We start from the raw sequence: 17,500 nt of genomic DNA on the forward strand, positions 1-17,500 counted from the left end.
ATTCTCGATGAGGGCATCGAGCCGGCCGTCCTGGAGATCCTCCAGCCGGCCCAGGGTAGCGACCACCCGCTGGCGGACGCGGCCGCCCTGGCGCACGCTCTCGACGAGCTGGAGGTAGGTGCGGGTGGAGCCGTCTTTGTTCTTGAAGGCCTTCTGGCGGATGAACATGGCACAACTAACGTAGCATCAAAACTATTCGCCTTCAAGATCTTATCTGAAAAACGTGGCACTACACTTTTGACCCCAAAGAACCGCCGCCCCATGGAAACCCCTTGATTCATGCGGGTTCCTGGGGCGGCGTGGCACCGAGAAGGGCCGTCAACTGTCAAACCCGAGCCTAGCCTATGCTGCCGAGGGCTACCGGGTACTGGGGGTGGCCTGGGGCCAAGGGGAGCGGGAAGAAGAGCTGCATTTTCTGGGGCTCGTGCTGTTCTGGGACCCTCCCCGGCCCGAGGTGCCGGAGGCCATCCGCACAGCCCGGGCAGCCGGCATCCGGGTGCTAATGGTCACCGGCGACCACCCTGCTACCGCCCTTTCCATCGCACACCAAATCGGCATTCCTGGCGAGCGGGTGCTCACCGGCAGCGATTTAGACGAGTACACCCCGGAGGCCCTGGCCCAGGCCGTGCGGGAGGTAAACGTATTTGCCCGGGTCTCTCCCGAGCATAAGCTCAAACTGGTGGAGCTACTGCAAAGAAGGGGCGAGGGGGTGGCCATGACCGGCGACGGGGTCAACGATGCCCCCGCGCTCAAACGGGCCGATGTGGGGGTGGCCATGGGGCAACGCGGCTCGGATGTAAGCCGAGAAGTGGCCGACCTGGTTCTGCTGGACGATAATTTCGCCACCATCGTGGCCGCTGTAGAGGAAGGGCGCAACATCTACGAGAACATCCAGAAATTCATCCGCTTCCTCTTCTCCACCAACCTCTCCGAGGTGCTGGTCATAGCCATCGGAGCCATGGCGGCGGCCCTCCTGAATCTGCGCGACGCTGCCGGTGGGCTACTCTTGCCCCTTACCGCAGTGCAGATTCTGTGGATAAACCTGATTACCGACGGCCTGCCGGCCATCTCGCTCACCCTGGACAGGAATCCTAGTGTCATGCAGCACCCGCCCCGGCCTTCCAAAGCCCCTTTGCTCGATAGGCTTTCGCTGCGCTTTGTGCTGATCAGCGGCAGCATCAAGGCCCTGTGCGCCCTGGGGCTTTTGGGTTTGCTGCCCCGCTTTGGCTACAGCCTCGAGGCCACCCGCAGCGTGGTCTTCCACTTCATGGCTATTGGCCAGCTTTTCTTTGCCTACCCCGCCCGCCATACTCACCTTTTCCCCCTACCCAATCCCTGGCTGCACGGGGCTGTACTCCTGGGCATCGCCATCCAGGTATTGGTGGGGCTATGGCCTGCCAGCATAGCCGGGCTCAACCTCGTCCCGCTGCCCATGCTGCTGTGGGGCGTTCTACTGGGCACAGCCCTGCTGGCCTGGGGGCTAGCCGAGCTGAGCAACCGCTTATTCTGGCGCAGCTAGGCTTTCAACGGCGCTCCACCGCCAAAGCCTTGCGCTGGGCCTCCTCCAAAACCTGGCGCGGGTTGGCATTGCCCTTGAGGGCGCGCTCGAGGGCCTCCTCCAGAAAGCTATACCAAAGGGTCACCTCGGGGTCTTGCACCCAAGGGGCTGCCTGCTCGAGGCCAGCGAAAGCCACCCGGCGGCGGGGGTCCTCGCGATAGAAATCCTCCAATAGGGGCTGGGCGGCACGGCGCAAGGGAAGGGCATAGGTAGCCCGCACCCACTCGGCCAGGCTGGCCGGCTCCATCCAATGCCGCCAAAGCGCCACCGCTGCTTTGGCCTGGGCCTCGCTGGCGCCGCGCAACACCAAAAGCGTACCCCCAGCCAGGGGCAGCCTGCCATCGGGCGTGCGGGGTACGGGGGCTACCCCCAGGCGGAAGGGGATGGGGGTGCGCTTTTCCAGCACCGGCCAGACCGTAATGGGGGCAATACCCATAAAGGTCTTGGTGCGCACAAAGTCCACCAGGGCAAACTGGGCCTCGGCAATGTTGCGGCTCTGGGCGTGCCCCGAGCGCACCAGGTTTTGCAGATACTCGAGGCTTTGCACCACCCGGGCATCGGTAAAGTTGGGACGCCCCTCCCGCAAAAGCTGCCCACCCCGGCTCATCACCACGGCGTTGAAGGAGTAGACATCGCTGATCACAGTGAAGCCTTTGGCCGCACGGGTGGTCAGGGCCTGGGCTACCTTGGCTAGGTCATCCCAGGTCTGGGGTGGGTTCAGGCGGCGGGCCGCCATCTGGTCGGCATTGAAAAAAAGCACCGGCAGGTGCAGTTCTACCGGCAGGGCGTAGGTGCGGCCTCGAAAGCGCCCGGTCTCGAGCAGACCATGGTAAAAGTCCCCCGGTAGGTTGCCCAAATACTCGTCCAACGGCAGCGCCAGGTTCTCCTGTACGGCCCGGCTGACAAACGAAAGCTCACCATAGTACAGCGGAGGGGCCGTGCCTGCGCGCAAAGCGGCGGTGAGCTTGAGAGCCCCCTCGCGCAGGTCACCCACGTACTGCGGGTTAATCCGATACTCCCGCCTTTGGGCGTTGAAATCAGCCACGATTTTTTCCAACGCCTCCCGCGCAGGGGAATCCAGGGTATGCCAAAACAACACCTCGGTAGGGCGCTGGGCAAAAGCCGTTCCCAACAACGCCATCAGAAAGCACCCCTTAAGCCAACTCTTCATCGCCCTAGCTTAAGGCAGCTTTCTGAAGCCACGCTGAACCGGCGTAATCCCCCGCGTAACCCCGCATTACCCCCCAGCTAAAGAAATGCTAAACTCTAGGGGTTGCCCGATGCTCTAGCATATTACCCACGCCCGCCTTATGGAGCCTCCCCTAAGCCCCCCAACCCAGCAGGTTAAGCGGCCCTTTATCCCAATCCCACACGCACCGTTGCCCAAGCCTGCATAGTGGTGTGACGATGCATGCTCTGCTCTTGGCCCTGGCCCTGGCGCTGGCCCCCCTGCCCAACCTACCCTACATTCCGCACGGGAGCGAGATTCGGGTGGTCTCCGCCGATCTGCTCACGGTGTACGTGGTTTGGCAGGTCGAAGGGCGCAACCTGGTGCTGCAAAGCAAGCTGCCGGCCCCGGCCAACCGGGAGGTGCGGGTGCTGTTTCGGGTAGAGGGCCACTACCGCCCCCCGTACAATGGGATCACCACCCCCCGGGGGGATGTGGCCCTACTCGTCCAAGGGGAGCGGGTTAGCCTGAATGAACTTCTAACGAGCACCTATCGTTTGAACCTACCCAACGGGCGCGTCTTGCCGGAGGTTCGATGAAACGTATTTTGCTAATTGAAGACGACCCAGAAATCGCCCACCTCTTGCAGCTCGAGCTCAAGGAGGCGGGCTACAGCGTGGACTGGGCCTCGGGTGGGATGGCTGGGCTGGTACGGCTGCGCGAGGCCACGCCCGACCTGGTCATCCTGGACCTGGGCCTACCCGACCTAGACGGCGGCGAGGTGGCCCGCCGCATCCGGGCTAGCTACGAGGTGCCTATCATCGTCCTCACCGCCGCCGACGCGGTCGAGCGCAAGGTCAGTCTGCTCTCGGATGGGGCCGACGACTATATGGTCAAACCCTTCCACCCTGCCGAGCTTCTAGCCCGCATCCAGGTACAGCTACGCCACCGCGAGGGGGGTGACCAGGTCAGTGTAGGTGGGCTGGAGGTGCACCTGGCCCGGCGCCAGGTGCTCTTCGATGGGCAGGAGCTGCGGCTTTCCCCCAAGGAGTTCGAGCTTTTGTCCCTTCTGGCCAGCCGACCAGGCAAGGTCTTCAGCCGCCAGGAGATCGAAGAACACCTGTGGGGACGGCAGCTCGAGCGCGATTCCAACGTAGTAGACGTGCACATCGCCAACCTGCGTGCCAAGCTGCGCGAGGCCGGGGCCTACGGCTATTTGCGCACCGTGCGCGGGGTGGGCTACGCGCTGCGCCAGCGCGAGGCGGAATAGGTGCCGCTTTTGGGCCCTAAAGGTATGAAAGCAAAGCTGGGCTCAGGAAAAATCCAGCATAGCGCAAGCGCTGGGCCTAAGCCCCTGGGGTGTGTATGTCCTTCCGCACCCGCCTAATCGCCGCCTATGCGGTTCTATGGGTGCTCATCCTGGCCCTTACTCTGGCTGTGGCGCTATATAGCGTCAACATCGGCCTCTACGCCCAGGTCGAGCGCACCCTGCTGCGCTATGTGGGCGAGGTGGCCCAGCTCTACGCTTCCGGACAGGCTGGGGAGATCAGCCTGCCCCGCTTTAGTCCGGTGCTGGTGAGCTTCTACAGCAACGAGGGCCAGCTTTTGGTGGCCCCCACGCCTGATTTCAAACACCGAGTACCCAAAAACTACATCCAAGCCGCCAGCAGCACCCCCAAGCCTTACTACGCTCCCGGCTTCATGGCGGCCTACCAGCAAATCCCCGGAGCGGTGGTGGCGGTCAGCCAGGACACCCGCTTCATCGAGGGCATCTCGGCCACCGTGCGCAACGCCCTAATCCAGGGGATGGCCCTGTTGCTGCCGGTGGGGGCCCTCTTGATCGCGCTAGCCGCCCGCCTGTCGCTTATCCCACTGCACCGGGCCGCTTCCGAGGTGGACAAGCGCGGCCCCCGTAACCTCGAGCCCATCCACTACACCGGCCCCAAGGACGACCTGGGGCTGATGGTGGAAAAGGTCAACGACCTACTGCGTGAGCTGCGCGAGGCCCAGGCCCGCGAGCGGGCCTTCCTGGCCGAGGTCTCCCACGAGCTGCGCACCCCCCTGACCTCGCTCAACGGCTACCTGGAGCGCCTGAGCCGCAACCCTACCGATAGCGAGATGCTCGAGCGTGCCCGTAAAATCGCGGCCCACACCGCACGTATGGTGCAAGACCTGCTGGCCTTGGCCCGGGGCGAGGCTGAGCGCAGCGTCAACGCCCACATCGTCAACCTGGGCGACCTGCTGCGCCAGGCGGTGGGCGAATATCCCGGGGTGGTACTCAAGATGCCCGCCGAGTTCCCCGAGGTGCTGGGCGACCCCGACCGCTTGCTCCAACTGGCCCGCAACCTGATTGCCAACGCGGTGCGGGCCGCCGGAACGCCCGAAAAAGTGCAGGTGCGGGTCTGGATGGTCAAAGAACCCACCGATAACCCCCCCGATCCCTACGAGTCCGCCGACGAGGCCCGCACCACCTCCACCCCTGAGATGAAGCCGCCCAAACAGCCCTGGGCCGCCTTTGCGGTGGTGGACTGGGGGCCGGGTATCGCCCCCGAGGTGCTGCCCCGGCTATTCACCCGCTTTGCCCGTGGCCCCGAGGGGGGCACCGGGCTGGGCTTGGCCATCGCCAAGCAAATCGCCGAGGCCCACGGCGGCGAAATTCGCGTGGCCAGCCGGCCCGGCGAGACCCGCTTCACGGTGTTTTTGCCTCTGCTAGTGGAGGAGGAATAAGTAGCCCATTTGCCTGGCTACGCAAACTTTCGTATGCTTTCGCTATGCCCTCTCTCGAGGCCACCTTCCGCCATCGGGAAATCCTGGAGGTACTGCGGCGCGAGGGCCAGGCCCACGTAGGACGGCTGGCCGAGCAGTTCGGGGTTTCTGCCGTCACCATCCGCGCCGACCTGGAGTACTTGGAGCGCCAGGGCCTCTTGCGGCGCACCCGGGGTGGAGCCGTACCCGCCGAGGCCAAGCGCTTCGAGCTACCCCTGGAGGAAACCCGCCAGCTCCATGCCCGGGAAAAAGAGCGCATCGGACAACACGCCGCCAGCCTGGTGCGCGACGGCGAGACCATCATCGTGGATGTGGGCAGCACCACCACCGAGCTGGCCCGGGCCCTTCCCCCTTCGCTCAAAAACGTAGTGGTCATCACCAGCGCCCTCAACATTGCGCTGCTGCTGGAGTCCCACCCCGGCCTTACGGTCATCGTCACCGGCGGCACCCTAAGGCCCTTGCAGCACTCCCTGGTGAACCCCTACGGCACGCTTTTGTTGCGGGAGATCAACGCCGACAAGGCCTTCATCGGCTGCAACGGGGTGCATCCAGAAAAGGGCTTCACCAACACCAACCTGCAAGAAGCCGAGATCAAGCGGGCTATGATTGAGGCTGCCCGCCAGACCATCGTGCTGGCCGACCACAGCAAGATTATGCAGGTCGCCACCGCCCGCATCGGGCCATTGGAGGTGGCCGACCTTTTGATTACCGATCACAAGGCCAAAAGCGAGGACTTGGAGCGCCTGCGTCAACAGGGGCTCGAGGTAACCGTGGCGGCCCGCAAATGAAAGCATACGAAAGTGTTCACAACTATTGACAAGTCGGGCCAGCCCCTATAGACTTCACCCGAACCTTCGATGGGGAAACCAACCGGCTGCTACCGGCGGTCTCGTTATGTGTCTATCCGCACGCTTCCCCAGAAAAGGCCAGCATCTAAGGAGGGATACATGAAACGTCTAGCGGTTTTAGGTGCGGCCCTGGCCTTTACCCTGGCCTCGGCCCAGCAGCTACAGGGCAACCCCAACCTGCGCGGGGAGATCACCGTGTGGAGCTGGAACATCGCCGCCAAGGCCCTCGAGGCCAACATCCCCGGCTTCAATAAGCTCTTCCCCAACGTCAAGGTCACGGTACTAGACATCGGCAACCAGGCCACCTACGACCGCGGCCTGGCCGGCTGCGCCGCTGGCGGAGCCGACCTACCCGATGTGTACTCGGTGGAAAACAACGAGGCCGAGGTGTTCTGGGCTCGCTTCCCCAACTGCTTCACCGACTTGAACACCCTGCAACCGGCAGCCTCCACCCTGCGCAACCTCTTCCCGGCTTTCAAATGGACCGAGCTTACCGTGGGCAACCGCATCTACGCCATCCCCTGGGACTCCGGCCCGGTGGTGATGTTCTACCGGCGCGACATCTACAGCCAATCCGGGGTTAACCCTGCCACCATCCGCACCTGGGACGACTTCATCGCAGCAGGCCGCCGCATCGCCCAGGCCACCAACAACCGGGTCAAGATGGGGGTGATTGCCAATGGCCAGGACGACGAGTGGTTCCGCATGCTGGCCAACCAGAACGGCTGCTTCTACTTCAACAACCAGGGCACGGCTATCACCGTCAACCAGCCCGGCTGTGTAACCGCGCTGGAGACGGTCAAGAAGCTGATTGACGCTGGCATCGTGCTGCAGGGTGGCTGGAACGAGCAAATCCAGGCCTTCAAGGCCGGTCAGATCGCCACCAGCATGTTCGGGGCCTGGTACGAAGGCACCATCCGTTCCAACGCTCCCGAGCAAAGCGGTAAGTGGGGGATTTACCCCGTGCCGGCCTCGAGGGAAGGTGGGGTGCGGGCCGCCAACCTGGGTGGCTCAGCCCTGGCCATTCCGGCCTCGTCGCGCAACAAAGAGGCAGCCTGGGCCTTTGTGCGCTACGCCCTGGCCACCACCGAGGGGCAGGTGACCATGCTCAAAGAGTACGGTCTGGTGCCCTCGCTGCTGGCCGCTACCCGCGACCCCTACGTGGCCCAACCCCAGCCCTACTGGGGCAACCAGCGCATCTGGCAGGTTATCCTGGGCACCCTGGGTAACGTGCCGGCTGCCCGTGGCACCCAGTTCTTCCAGGAGGCCCGGGCCATCATGGTCAAGACCCAGGCCGACTACGTAGCCGGGCGCTTCCCCAACGCCAAGGCGGCCCTGGACGCCGCAGCCCAGCAAATCGCGCAGGCCACCGGTCTACCCATCGCACGCTAAGGCTTGTTCATGGGGGTGAGGGCAGCCTCACCCCCGACTCTTACAACACCAGAGCCTTTTTTGGAGCACCCCGCCAGATGCAAAGCTCTATATTTCCTGGGAGGACGCGTGAACCGTAGTGCGACCCCTTATCTTTTTCTGCTGCCCTACCTGGCGATTTTCGCCCTGTTCTGGGCCTGGCCCATCCTCGACTCGCTCCTGCTCTCCTTCCAAAACACCCGGGTCTACCCTCCGGTCTGGGCCCCTAGCCTCAACTGGAGCCGGCTGCTGCGCGACGCCGCCTTCTGGGATGCGCTGCGCAATACGGTGCTGATCCTGGTGGTTCAAGTACCCCTGATGCTGGCCCTGGCTACCGCGCTGGCCGTGGCCCTTAACTCGCAGTTGCTACGGGCTAGGGGCTTCTTCCGCTTCGCCTTCTTCGCCCCGGTGGTGGTGGGAGCCGTGGCCTACTCGGCGGTCTTCCGCCTGCTCTTTAACCCAAACGGAGCCGTAAACAACGCCTTAGGCCTCGAGTTCAACTGGCTTTTTCACCCCACCGGAGCCATGGCGGTCATCATCATCACCCTAACCTGGCGCTGGACCGGCTACAACGCTATCATCCTCCTGGCCGGGTTGCAGAGCATCCCCAAAGAGCTTTACGAGGCCGCCGAGATCGACGGGGCCAGCCCCTGGCAGCAGTTTTGGAAAATTACCGTCCCCAGCCTGCGCCCGGTGCTCCTATTCTGTCTGGTGCTTTCCATCATCGGCACCTTGCAGCTTTTCACCGAGCCCTGGCTCATCACCAACGGGGGCCCCGGCACCGCCACCACCACCTTGGGGGTCTACCTCTACCGCCAGGGTTTTCAGAACATCAACTTCGGCTACGCCTCCACCATCGCCTACGCCATAACCCTTTTGGCCCTGGTTTTCTCGCTGATTCAGCTTCGGCTTTTTGGGAGGGAGTCGTGAAGCGGCGGCTCTGGTGGCGCAGCCTGTGGCTGCATCTGTTCCTAACCCCTTTGGCCCTGTCGTGGCTGGCCCCGCTGTGGCTGATGTTCGTTTTTTCCACCCATCCCGAGGTGGCCATCTTCCGCACCCCCACCCCCCTCCTACCGGGCAACCAGTTTATTGCCAACCTGCAAAATCTCCAGGCCGACACCAACTTCTTGCGCACCCTCTTCAACAGCGTGGTGATCGCCAGCATCTACACCCTGCTCTCGCTTTTCCTAACCAGCCTGGCCGGCTATGCCTTTGCCCGTTTCAACTTTTGGGGCAAGGGCCTTTTGTTCTCATTGGTGATCGCCACCCTCACCATCCCCTACTTCGCCGTGGTGATCCCGCAGTTCATCCTGGTAGCCCGCGAGGCCAAAACCCTCCTGGCCATCCTCATCGGCATGGGGGTGTTTGGGGGGGTAGCGTTTCTTTTGGCCTGGCTTAGGTTCTCACCAGCACTGGGGCGGGTTCTATGGCTGGGCTACGCTCTGGCTGGGCTGGCCTACCTGTTTTTAGGGGTACCGGCCTTGCGCGAGGCCATGACCTTTGATGTGCGCCTTACCAACACCTGGTGGGCGGTCATTCTCCCCGCACTGGCCAACAGCCTGGGGGTGTTTTTCATGAGGCAGAACTTTTTGAGCCTGCCGCAAAGCCTGCTCGAGGCCGCCCGCATCGACGGAGCCGGCGAGTTCCGTATCTTCTTCCGCGTGGCCTTGCCCCTGGTGCTTCCGGCTATGGCCGCTCTGGCCATCATCCTCTTCCTAACCTCCTGGAACGACTACCTCTGGCCCTTGCTAGTGCTCTCCGACCGCAACATGCAGACCGCCCCGGTGGCCCTGGGCTCACTCATTGGGCTCACCCGGGTCTCCTGGGGTGGGATTATGGTCGGCGCAGTGATGACCACGCTACCCTTCTTGGTTCTGTTTCTCTTCTTGCAACGCTACTTCATCGCCGGCATCACCACCGGCGGGGTTAAGGAGTAGCCCTCGAGGTGAACTACGCTCATGCTAGGCGTCTGCTACTACCCCGAACACTGGCCCCCTGAACGCTGGGCCGAGGATGCCGAGCGCATGCGTGCGCTGGGGCTAAGCTACGTGCGCATCGGTGAGTTTGCCTGGAGCCGCCTAGAGCCCGATCCGGGGCGCTTGGATTGGGGATGGCTCGACCAGGCCATCGAGACTTTAGGCCGCGCCGGGCTAAAGGTGGTGCTGGGCACCCCCACCGCCACCCCCCCCAAGTGGTTGGTTGACCAGCACCCCGAGGTGCTGGCTGTGGACAAAGAGGGCCGGGTGCGCGGCTTCGGCTCCCGCCGCCACTACAGCTTCAGCAGCCGGGTTTACCAGCGCGAGGCCCGCCGGATCGTAACCCTGCTGGCCCAACGCTATGGGCAAAACCCCTACGTGGCGGGCTGGCAGACCGATAACGAATACGGCTGCCACGACACCACCCGCAGCTACGGCCCAGAAGACCTACGGGCTTTCCGCACCTGGCTTTCGGCCCGCTATGGCACCATCGAGGCCCTGAACCAAGCCTGGGGCAACGTCTTCTGGAGCATGGAATACCGCTCCTTTGAGGAGATAGACCTGCCCAACCAAAGCGTTACCGAGGCCAACCCCTCCCACTGGCTAGACTTCTACCGCTTCAGCTCCGACCAGGTGGTGGCCTTTAACCGGATGCAGGTGGAGATTCTGCGGGCTCACTCGCCCGGGCGCTTCATCGTGCACAACTTCATGGGGTACACCCCCGACTTCGACCACTTCAAGCTGGCCGAGGACCTCGATATTGCAGGTTGGGACAGCTACCCTCTGGGCTTCACCGATATGGATGTGCTGCCGGTCTCGAGCTCGGACAAAATCCGCTACGCTCACAGCGGCCACCCCGACATGGCCGCCTTCCACCACGACCTCTACCGGGGGGTTAAGCCGCGCTGGTGGGTGATGGAGCAGCAGCCAGGGCCGGTCAACTGGGCCCACCACAACCCCTCCCCAGCCCCAGGCATGGTGCGGCTTTGGACCTGGGAGGCCCTGGCCCACGGGGCCGAGGTGGTCTCCTACTTCCGCTGGCGGCAGTTCCCCCAGGCCCAAGAGCAGTTTCACGCCGGGCTCAACCGACCCGACTTCCAACCCGATGTAGCCTTTTTCGAGGCTGAACAGGTGGCCCAGGAGCTGGCTGCTTTGGCCCTCCCCCCCACCCAGCCCGCCCCGGTGGCCCTAGTCTTCGATTACGAGGCCGACTGGGTCTACCAGATTCAGCCCCAGGGAGAGGAATTCCGCTATCGCGACCTGGTTTGGCTATTCTACCAGGCCCTGCGCCGCTTGGGCTTGGACGTGGACTTCGTGCGGCCGGGGGGGAGCCTCGAGGGCTACCGCCTGGTGGTGGTGCCCAGCAGCCCTATTCTGCGTCGGCCCATGCTGGAAGCCCTGGACACCACGCCCGCAGCGGTGGTGCTGGGGCCTCGCACCGGTTCCAAAACCGAGGCCCTGGGCATCCCCCCCGAACTGCCCCCCGGGGCGCTCCAAGCCTTGCTACCCCTCAAGGTGGTACGGGTGGAGTCGCTGCGGCCTGGGGTAGAGCTCGAGGTGGCCTGGAATGGCCAGCGTTACCCCTGCGCTCTCTGGCGGGAATGGGTGGAAACCGGACTAGCCCCTAAAGGCTACTTCCCCGACGGCAAAGGAGCCCTCTTTCAGCAGCGGCACCTGCACTACCTGGCCTTCTGGCCCAGCCTAGACTTCCTGCAAGCCTACCTGGGCTACCTGGCCGCTACCCTGGGACTGCCCGTCCAACGGTTGCCCGAGGGCCTGCGCCTGCGTCGGCGGGGCCCTTGGACCTTCGCCTTCAACTACGGCTCCACTCCCCAGCCCGCCCCTGCGCCTTCCGGGGCTCGTTACCTGCTGGGAGGCCCCGTGGTGGCCCCCTATACTCTCAGCATCTGGGTGCAGGAGTAAACCGTGCGGATAGAAGGCTACGCGTTCAACATTCAGGCCAAAAGGCTCGAGGAAACCCTGGGCGGCTATCTGCTTAGCGGCCAAAGCGTGCAAATCGGCCACCCTTTTGGGCGCAGTTTCTACTTCAAGCACGGCTGGCAAAGCTGGAGCGAGGCCGCCTGGGTAAGCCTCAAGGAGAGCCCCAAACCTATCCTGCCCCCTGAGCGCCGACCCCAGTGCGACGACCCAGCCTACGCCCTAGCCCCGGTACACGGGGGTAGTGGACTGGGCGGGCTGGAAGGCTATGATGGGCGGATGCTCTTCCTGGGCGCTTTGCGCCCAGGGGCCCGGGTGGAGGCCGACCGGCAAAGCCTCAGGGGAAGTAGCCCTCACGAGATCTCCTGGTTTTTGGCCTATGGGCCCCCCCAGGCAGTGTTGGGCCGCTACGCCGAGCTTTTGGCCAATACCCTGGGAGTTCGACCAGCCCGGCCTGCGCCCCGGGTCTGGTGTAGCTGGTATGGCTACTACAACGAGATCTCCGAGGCCCGTCTGCTCCACACCATCGCTGGCTTGCAAGGCCTGCCTTTTGAGGTCTTCCAAATCGACGATGGCTGGCAACAAAATATCGGCGACTGGGAACCCAACCACAGGTTTCCCTCGGGCCTGCAAACCTTAGCCCTGCGGGCCCAAAGCCAGGGCCTAACCCCCGGGTTGTGGCTGGCCCCGTTCATCGCCCGGCCCAGCTCGAGGCTCTTTCAGGAACATCCCGACTGGTTTTTGCGCGATGAAGAGGGCAATTTAGTCTCTGCAGGCATCAACTGGGGGGGCTTTTATGCCCTGGATGTCACCCTACCGGCCGTACAGAACTGGCTGCAATCCCTTATCCGAACCGTGCGGGGCTGGGGCTTCCGCTATTTGAAGCTGGATTTCCTCTACGCCACCGCCCTGCCCGGCCAGCGGCACAGCGGGGCAGCCCGCGAGGAGGCCTACCGCGAGGCCCTGCGCCTGATCCGCGAGGCCGCCGGCGAAGAGGTTTATCTTCTGGCCTGCGGTGCCCCCATCCTGGCTTCGTTGGGCCTGGTAGACGGACTGCGCATCGGGCCGGACGTGGCCCCCTACTGGGACAACGAAGACCGCCGGCTCTTCCTACACGACCCCACCGGCCCTGCGGCCTACAACGCCCTGCGCACCAGCCTGCACCGGCTGTGGCTCCGGCCCCTGGTGCACACCGACCCCGATGTAGCCTACTTCCGTACCCGCTACAACCTGCTTTCCCCCGAGCAGCGGGGCATGCTCCAGGATTTAGCCCTAGTGGCCGGGTTCAAAGCCACCTCCGACCCACCGGAGTGGCTCGATGGGGAGGAACGGGAACAGCTAAAGGCCTGGCTCGAGGCCGACCCTCCCATCGAACCCCTCGGCCCCTATCGCTTCAGGATCGGCTCACGCCAGGTGGATTTCTCCCTCTGGCTGTGAAACCACTGGTTGTTGAGGTTTGCATGTATAAACGGGTCTATCGCAAGAAAGACGGTCGTATGCTCTACCTCTACGGCCTAAAACCCCACACCCTCCCCCCTTTGGAAGAGGGGGAGAATACCGCCCAAGCCAACTCCCATGCCCGCTGGCACCCCCTGCGCCAAGAATGGGTGGTCTTTGCGGCCAGCCGGCAGGGGCGCACCTTCCTCCCACCCAGGGAGTACGACCCGCTCGCCCCCAGCCAGCCCGGTGGCTTCCCCACCGAGATTCCCTTCCAGGACTTCGAGATCGCCGTCTTCCAGAACCGCTGGCCCTCCCTTTCGCCCCAGGCCGGCGACCCCCCCGCAGGCCTGCCCATCCCCACCCGCGACGCCCAGGGGGAGTGCGAGGTGGTGGTCTATACCCCTGAGCACAGCGGCAGCCTGGCCACCCTTAGCCAGGCCCGGCGGGAACTCTTGCTGGAGGTCTGGGCCGACCGCTACCATGACCTCTATGCCCGCGAGCACATCCAGTATGTGCTGCCCTTTGAAAATCGCGGCGAACAGATGGGGGTGACCCTGCACCACCCCCACGGGCAGATTTACGCTTACCCCTGGGTACCCCCCATTCTGCAAAAAGAGTTGGAGGCTTTTCAGAAAAGCCCTGTCTTGCTGGAGCTGCTGCCTCACCTGAAGCCCTACACCGTCCTCGAGGACGAACACACCTTGGCCTGCATTCCCCCCTTTGCCCGCTATCCCTACGAGCTTTTGGTCTTCCCCAAAACCTTCCGCCCAGGCCTGTGGGCCTACACCCCTGCCGAGCGGAAAAGCCTAGCCTACATGCTGGGCGTTTTGGTGGAGAAGCTCGACCGCCTCTTCCAGCGACCCATGCCCTATGTGATGGCTTTGCATGCCGCGCCCAAGGGGGCCGAGGCCTTCTTCCACTTTCACCTGGAGTTCTATCCGGCCTTACGTGCTGCTGACAAGCTTAAGTACCTGGCGGGCACCGAGCTGGCCGCCGGCACCTTCGCCATGGACGCCCTGCCCGAGGAGACCGCGCAGGCCCTGCGGGCCGTTGCGGTGGAAGGAAAAACCCCATGAACCCCACCGCCCTCCACCGCCTGCGCACCTGGATGTATGCCCAGGGCCTAAAGCATTTCTTCCTCCAGCAGCCAGAGAACTTCGCCTGGCTGACCGGCGGGGGCGACAACACCGTGGTGGCCTTCCGCCCCGCCGCAGCCTGGCTGGAAGTAACCCCCCAGGCCGTGCGGCTGCACGCCTCGCAGATTGAGGCTGAGCGGTTGCTGGAAGAAGAAGCCCCTGGCCTCGAGCTGGTGCGCTACCCCTGGTTCCAGCCCCCTACCCCCCAGGGGCCCAGCGACCTCGAGCACGACCTTACCCCCTTGCGCCTGATCCTCTCACCAGAGGAAGCCACCCGCTACCGAGCCCTGGGCCAAGAAACGGCTACGGCCTTGGGCCAAGCCCTGCGGGCCGCCCGACCCGAGTGGAGCGAACGGCAATTGGCCGGGGCCATCGCCGAGGAACTCCACAGCAGGGGCATCCAGCCGCTGGTTTTGTTGGTGGCGGGCGAGGCCCGGGTTTTCCGCTACCGCCACCCCTTGCCCCAGCCAGCCCCCCTGGGGCGGCTGTGTCTGGGGGTGGTCTGTGGCCGGCGGCACGGGCTGGTGGCCAGTGTGAGCCGGTTGCGCAGCTTTGGGCACCCTATGGCCCAGCTACTCAACCAGCAGGTGGCCCAGGTAGAGGCCGCGGCCTTGGCCGCTTCCCGAGCGGGAGCCAGTCTGGGTGAGGTGCTCGAGGCCATCCGGGCAGGTTACCAGGCCATCGGCCAGGCGGGCGCCTTCGAGGAGCACCACCAGGGGGGGCTAACCGGCTACCGGCCCCGCGAGGTGTTGGCCCGCCCCCATAGCCCCCAGCGGCTGGAGGTGGGCATGGCCCTGGCCTGGAACCCCAGCCTGCCAGGGGCCAAGCTCGAGGACACCTTCCTGCTTACCCCCCAGGGACTAGAAAACCTGACCTTCGACCCCCACTGGCCCAGCTTTGCCCTGGAGGGCCGCCTCCGGCCCTTGGTCTACGAGGAGTAAGCCCTATGTTCGAACGCATCTTTGGTTTTCCCCCCAGCGTGGTGGCCTCGGCCCCTGGCCGGGTCAACCTGCTGGGCGAGCATACCGACTACAACCAAGGGTATGTCCTGCCCACCCCCCTGCCCTACCAGACCGAGCTCGAGGCCGCCCCCACAGAGAGCCTCGAGGTCTACGCGGAAAACTTCCGGGAACACAAGCGCCGGGCCTTGGGCCAGCCCCGCCAAGGCGACTGGTTGGACTATATCGCGGGCTGTATCTGGGTACTGCACCAGCATGGGTATAGGGTGCCGGGCCTGCGGGCCTATGTACGTAGCCAGGTACCCATGGGTGGGGGGCTTTCCAGCTCGGCGGCCCTCGAGGTAGCTACCCTGCGGGCCTTGCGAGCCTTGTATCAGCTCCCCCTCGACGACCAGACCATTGCCCGGCTGGCTCAGGAAGCCGAGGTGGCCTACGTGGGAGTGCGCTGCGGCATCATGGATCAGATGGCTTCCTCGCTGGGCCGGCTGGGGTACGCCCTTTTTCTGGATACCCAGAGCCTCGAAAGCCGGCTGGTGCCCCTACCGGAAGGCTACCGGGTGGTGGTGGTGGACTCCGGGGTACCTCGGCGCCTGGCCGAGTCGGGCTACAATACCCGCCGCAGCGAATGTGAGGCGGCCTGTGCCCTGCTGGGGGTTCCCTCCTTGCGCGCCCTTTCTCCTGCCGATGCCCCCCGTATCGAAGCCCTGCCCGAGCCCCTCAACCGGCGGGCCCGGCACGTCCTGAGGGAAAACCAACGGGTATTGGAGGGGGTGGAGGCCCTCGAGGCTGGCCAGGTAGCCCGCTTCGGTCAGCTTATGGTGGCCTCCCACCGCTCGCTGCGCGACGACTACCAGGTCTCCACTCCTGAGCTTGACCAGCTGGTAGAGGCCGAGCTACGCCACGGGGCGGTGGGCGCCCGCCTGACCGGGGCTGGCTTTGGTGGGGCCACGGTGGCCTTAGTGCCGGAGGGAGCGTTCCAGCGATTTAAAGAGGGCGTGCTACAAGACTATCCTCAGGCCCGTTTTCTGTAAGCTCTGTCTATGCTGCCCCGCCCTCCCCTGCTGGCCATCTTTGCCCACCCCGACGACGAAGCCTTCCCCACTGGGGGCACCTTAGCCCACTACGCTGCCCAGGGCCACCCGGTCTACCTCGCCTGCGCCACCCGAGGCGAGGCCGGACAGCTCAAGGACCCCAGTCTACCCGTCGAAGACCTAGGTGCCTGGCGCACCCGTGAACTCGAGGCAGCCTGTGTCGCTTTGGGTATCCACCCTCCTTTCTTCCTGGGCTACCACGACTCAGGCCGCCACGAGCGGCTGCGCCAAGACGATCCCCTGGCCCTCCACAACGCTGATTTGTGGGAAGTGGAAGCCAAGATTCGTGCCCTGATTGCTCAGCTCGAGCCCCAGGTCATCCTCACCTTCGACCCTCACGGCGGCTATGGCCATCCCGACCACCTGGTGGTGCACCATGCCGCTACCGCCGCCTTCTTTTCCTCGGGCCACCTGCCCAACCCCCCGCTGCGCCTTTTTTACAGCGTTTTCACCACCACACAGGTTCAAACCCTGCAGCGAAGCGGACAGGCCGATAGCATCCTAGGCGGCCTCGAGGCCCAGGTCTTTGGCGTGGCGGAAAATACTGTGGCGGTCTGGATGAATGTACAAGCCTATCTGGAGCGAAAACGGGCGGCCATCGCCGCCCACCGCTCCCAGTTCGCCCCGCACCTCCAGGCCTTGAGCACTGCCTCACAAGGCCCATTTGCGATGCTGGGCCTCGAGGCTTTCGCTCTAGGCGGAACCCGCGGCCCCCTTCCCCGCTGGCCCCTGCGGGACCTTTTTGATGGGTTGTAGCAAGAGACCCCTCAAGCTTTGGGCACCTCTCTTGCCCAGGCCTCACCTATAGGCAAAGAGCGGATTTCCTCCGGGGTAAGCTGGTATTTTTCACCACACCAGTGGCAGCACACCTCGGCGCCCCCGTCCTGAGCAATCATCTCTTCACGCTCCTCGGGAGAAAAGTACACCAACGCATTCAAAGCCCGCTCCCGGCTACAACGGCAGCTAAACCGTAGGGGGATATAGCCCTCGCGGAAACCTACTGCGCGCAGGTCGGTGGGGTCGTAGCCCAGACCGGCCATCAGGGTCTCTACCGTGCCCTCCAGCCCGCGCTCGAGCAGCAACTCGGTAATGGCAGGACGGCCCTGTAGGTTTTGCTCGAGGCGCTCGATAACTACCTCAGGGCAGCCGGGCAGCACTTGAATAGCCACCCCCCCCGCCATATGCACCGCGCCCCGAGCATCGATCCGCA

15 protein-coding genes and 2 pseudogenes (1 of these 17 cut by a window edge) are annotated in these 17,500 nt (G+C 64.2%); 14 read left to right on the top strand and 3 right to left on the bottom strand.

The window, feature by feature from the left end:
* A pseudogene (locus G552_RS16780) lies at positions 1-168 on the bottom strand (IS1634 family transposase); the annotation flags it as partial.
* Positions 169-334: 166 nt separating this feature from the next.
* Here G552_RS16780 and G552_RS15230 point away from each other — a divergent pair.
* Positions 335-1,519: pseudogene (locus G552_RS15230) on the top strand (cation-translocating P-type ATPase); the annotation flags it as partial.
* Between the two features lie 4 nt (positions 1,520-1,523).
* On the opposite strand, the gene G552_RS0110170 reads toward G552_RS15230, so the two are convergent.
* Entirely contained in the window at positions 1,524-2,729 is a 1,206-nt protein-coding gene (locus G552_RS0110170; protein WP_027882937.1) for an extracellular solute-binding protein, read from the bottom strand.
* A 236-nt stretch (positions 2,730-2,965) separates the two neighbouring features.
* Here G552_RS0110170 and G552_RS0110175 point away from each other — a divergent pair, with 236 nt between their 5' ends.
* The 13 genes from G552_RS0110175 to G552_RS0110235 all read left to right on the top strand — a co-directional run bounded on the left by G552_RS0110175 (position 2,966) and on the right by G552_RS0110235 (position 17,046).
* Positions 2,966-3,325: a hypothetical protein gene (locus G552_RS0110175; RefSeq protein ID WP_027882938.1), complete on the top strand. Its 360-nt coding sequence runs from the start codon at positions 2,966-2,968 to the stop codon at positions 3,323-3,325.
* Positions 3,322-3,996 (top strand): response regulator transcription factor, encoded by a 675-nt coding sequence (locus G552_RS0110180; protein ID WP_027882939.1) that lies wholly within the window; start codon positions 3,322-3,324, stop codon positions 3,994-3,996. Before G552_RS0110175 ends, G552_RS0110180 begins: the two co-directional genes overlap by 4 nt.
* A gap of 95 nt (positions 3,997-4,091) precedes the next feature.
* A complete protein-coding gene (locus G552_RS0110185; protein ID WP_027882940.1) occupies positions 4,092-5,453 on the top strand; it encodes a sensor histidine kinase in 1,362 nt (453 codons plus the stop codon).
* Positions 5,454-5,497: 44 nt separating this feature from the next.
* The gene (locus G552_RS0110190) at positions 5,498-6,280 is read left to right on the top strand and encodes a DeoR/GlpR family DNA-binding transcription regulator (protein ID WP_027882941.1); all 783 of its coding nucleotides are present in this window, start codon (positions 5,498-5,500) and stop codon (positions 6,278-6,280) included.
* Positions 6,281-6,439: 159 nt separating this feature from the next.
* A complete protein-coding gene (locus G552_RS0110195; RefSeq protein WP_027882942.1) occupies positions 6,440-7,732 on the top strand; it encodes an ABC transporter substrate-binding protein in 1,293 nt (430 codons plus the stop codon).
* Between the two features lie 108 nt (positions 7,733-7,840).
* Positions 7,841-8,680, top strand: coding sequence for a carbohydrate ABC transporter permease (locus G552_RS0110200; RefSeq protein ID WP_027882943.1), 840 nt, complete (start codon positions 7,841-7,843; stop codon positions 8,678-8,680).
* On the top strand, positions 8,677-9,687 hold the full coding sequence (locus G552_RS0110205; RefSeq protein ID WP_027882944.1) for a carbohydrate ABC transporter permease: 1,011 nt from the start codon (positions 8,677-8,679) through the stop codon (positions 9,685-9,687). The genes G552_RS0110200 and G552_RS0110205 overlap by 4 nt, the downstream gene beginning before the upstream one ends.
* A gap of 21 nt (positions 9,688-9,708) precedes the next feature.
* Positions 9,709-11,649, top strand: a complete 1,941-nt coding sequence (locus G552_RS0110210; RefSeq protein ID WP_027882945.1) for a beta-galactosidase — start codon at positions 9,709-9,711, stop codon at positions 11,647-11,649.
* Between the two features lie 3 nt (positions 11,650-11,652).
* Positions 11,653-13,101, top strand: coding sequence for a glycoside hydrolase family 36 protein (locus tag G552_RS0110215; RefSeq protein ID WP_027882946.1), 1,449 nt, complete (start codon positions 11,653-11,655; stop codon positions 13,099-13,101).
* 23 nt (positions 13,102-13,124) lie between these two features.
* Positions 13,125-14,180, top strand: coding sequence for a galactose-1-phosphate uridylyltransferase (gene galT, locus G552_RS0110220; protein ID WP_027882947.1), 1,056 nt, complete (start codon positions 13,125-13,127; stop codon positions 14,178-14,180).
* A complete protein-coding gene (locus G552_RS0110225) occupies positions 14,177-15,181 on the top strand; it encodes a M24 family metallopeptidase (RefSeq protein WP_027882948.1) in 1,005 nt (334 codons plus the stop codon). The genes galT and G552_RS0110225 overlap by 4 nt, the downstream gene beginning before the upstream one ends.
* 5 nt (positions 15,182-15,186) lie before the next feature.
* Entirely contained in the window at positions 15,187-16,230 is a 1,044-nt protein-coding gene (gene galK / locus G552_RS0110230; RefSeq protein WP_027882949.1) for a galactokinase, read from the top strand.
* Between the two features lie 9 nt (positions 16,231-16,239).
* Positions 16,240-17,046 carry a PIG-L deacetylase family protein gene (locus tag G552_RS0110235; RefSeq protein WP_027882950.1) on the top strand — a complete coding sequence of 269 codons (807 nt, stop codon included), beginning with the start codon at positions 16,240-16,242 and terminating at the stop codon, positions 17,044-17,046.
* A gap of 11 nt (positions 17,047-17,057) precedes the next feature.
* Here the strand turns inward: G552_RS0110235 and hslO are convergent, their stop codons facing one another.
* On the bottom strand, positions 17,058-17,500 hold the 3' end of the coding sequence (gene hslO, locus G552_RS0110240; RefSeq protein WP_027882951.1) for an Hsp33 family molecular chaperone HslO. Its footprint extends 484 nt past the window's final position; the window shows 443 of its 927 coding nt (coding positions 485-927); the start codon falls outside the window, past its right edge — the gene reads right to left on this strand; its stop codon occupies positions 17,058-17,060.

Source organism: Meiothermus rufus DSM 22234 (assembly GCF_000423425.1).
Taxonomy (GTDB): domain Bacteria; phylum Deinococcota; class Deinococci; order Deinococcales; family Thermaceae; genus Meiothermus; species Meiothermus rufus.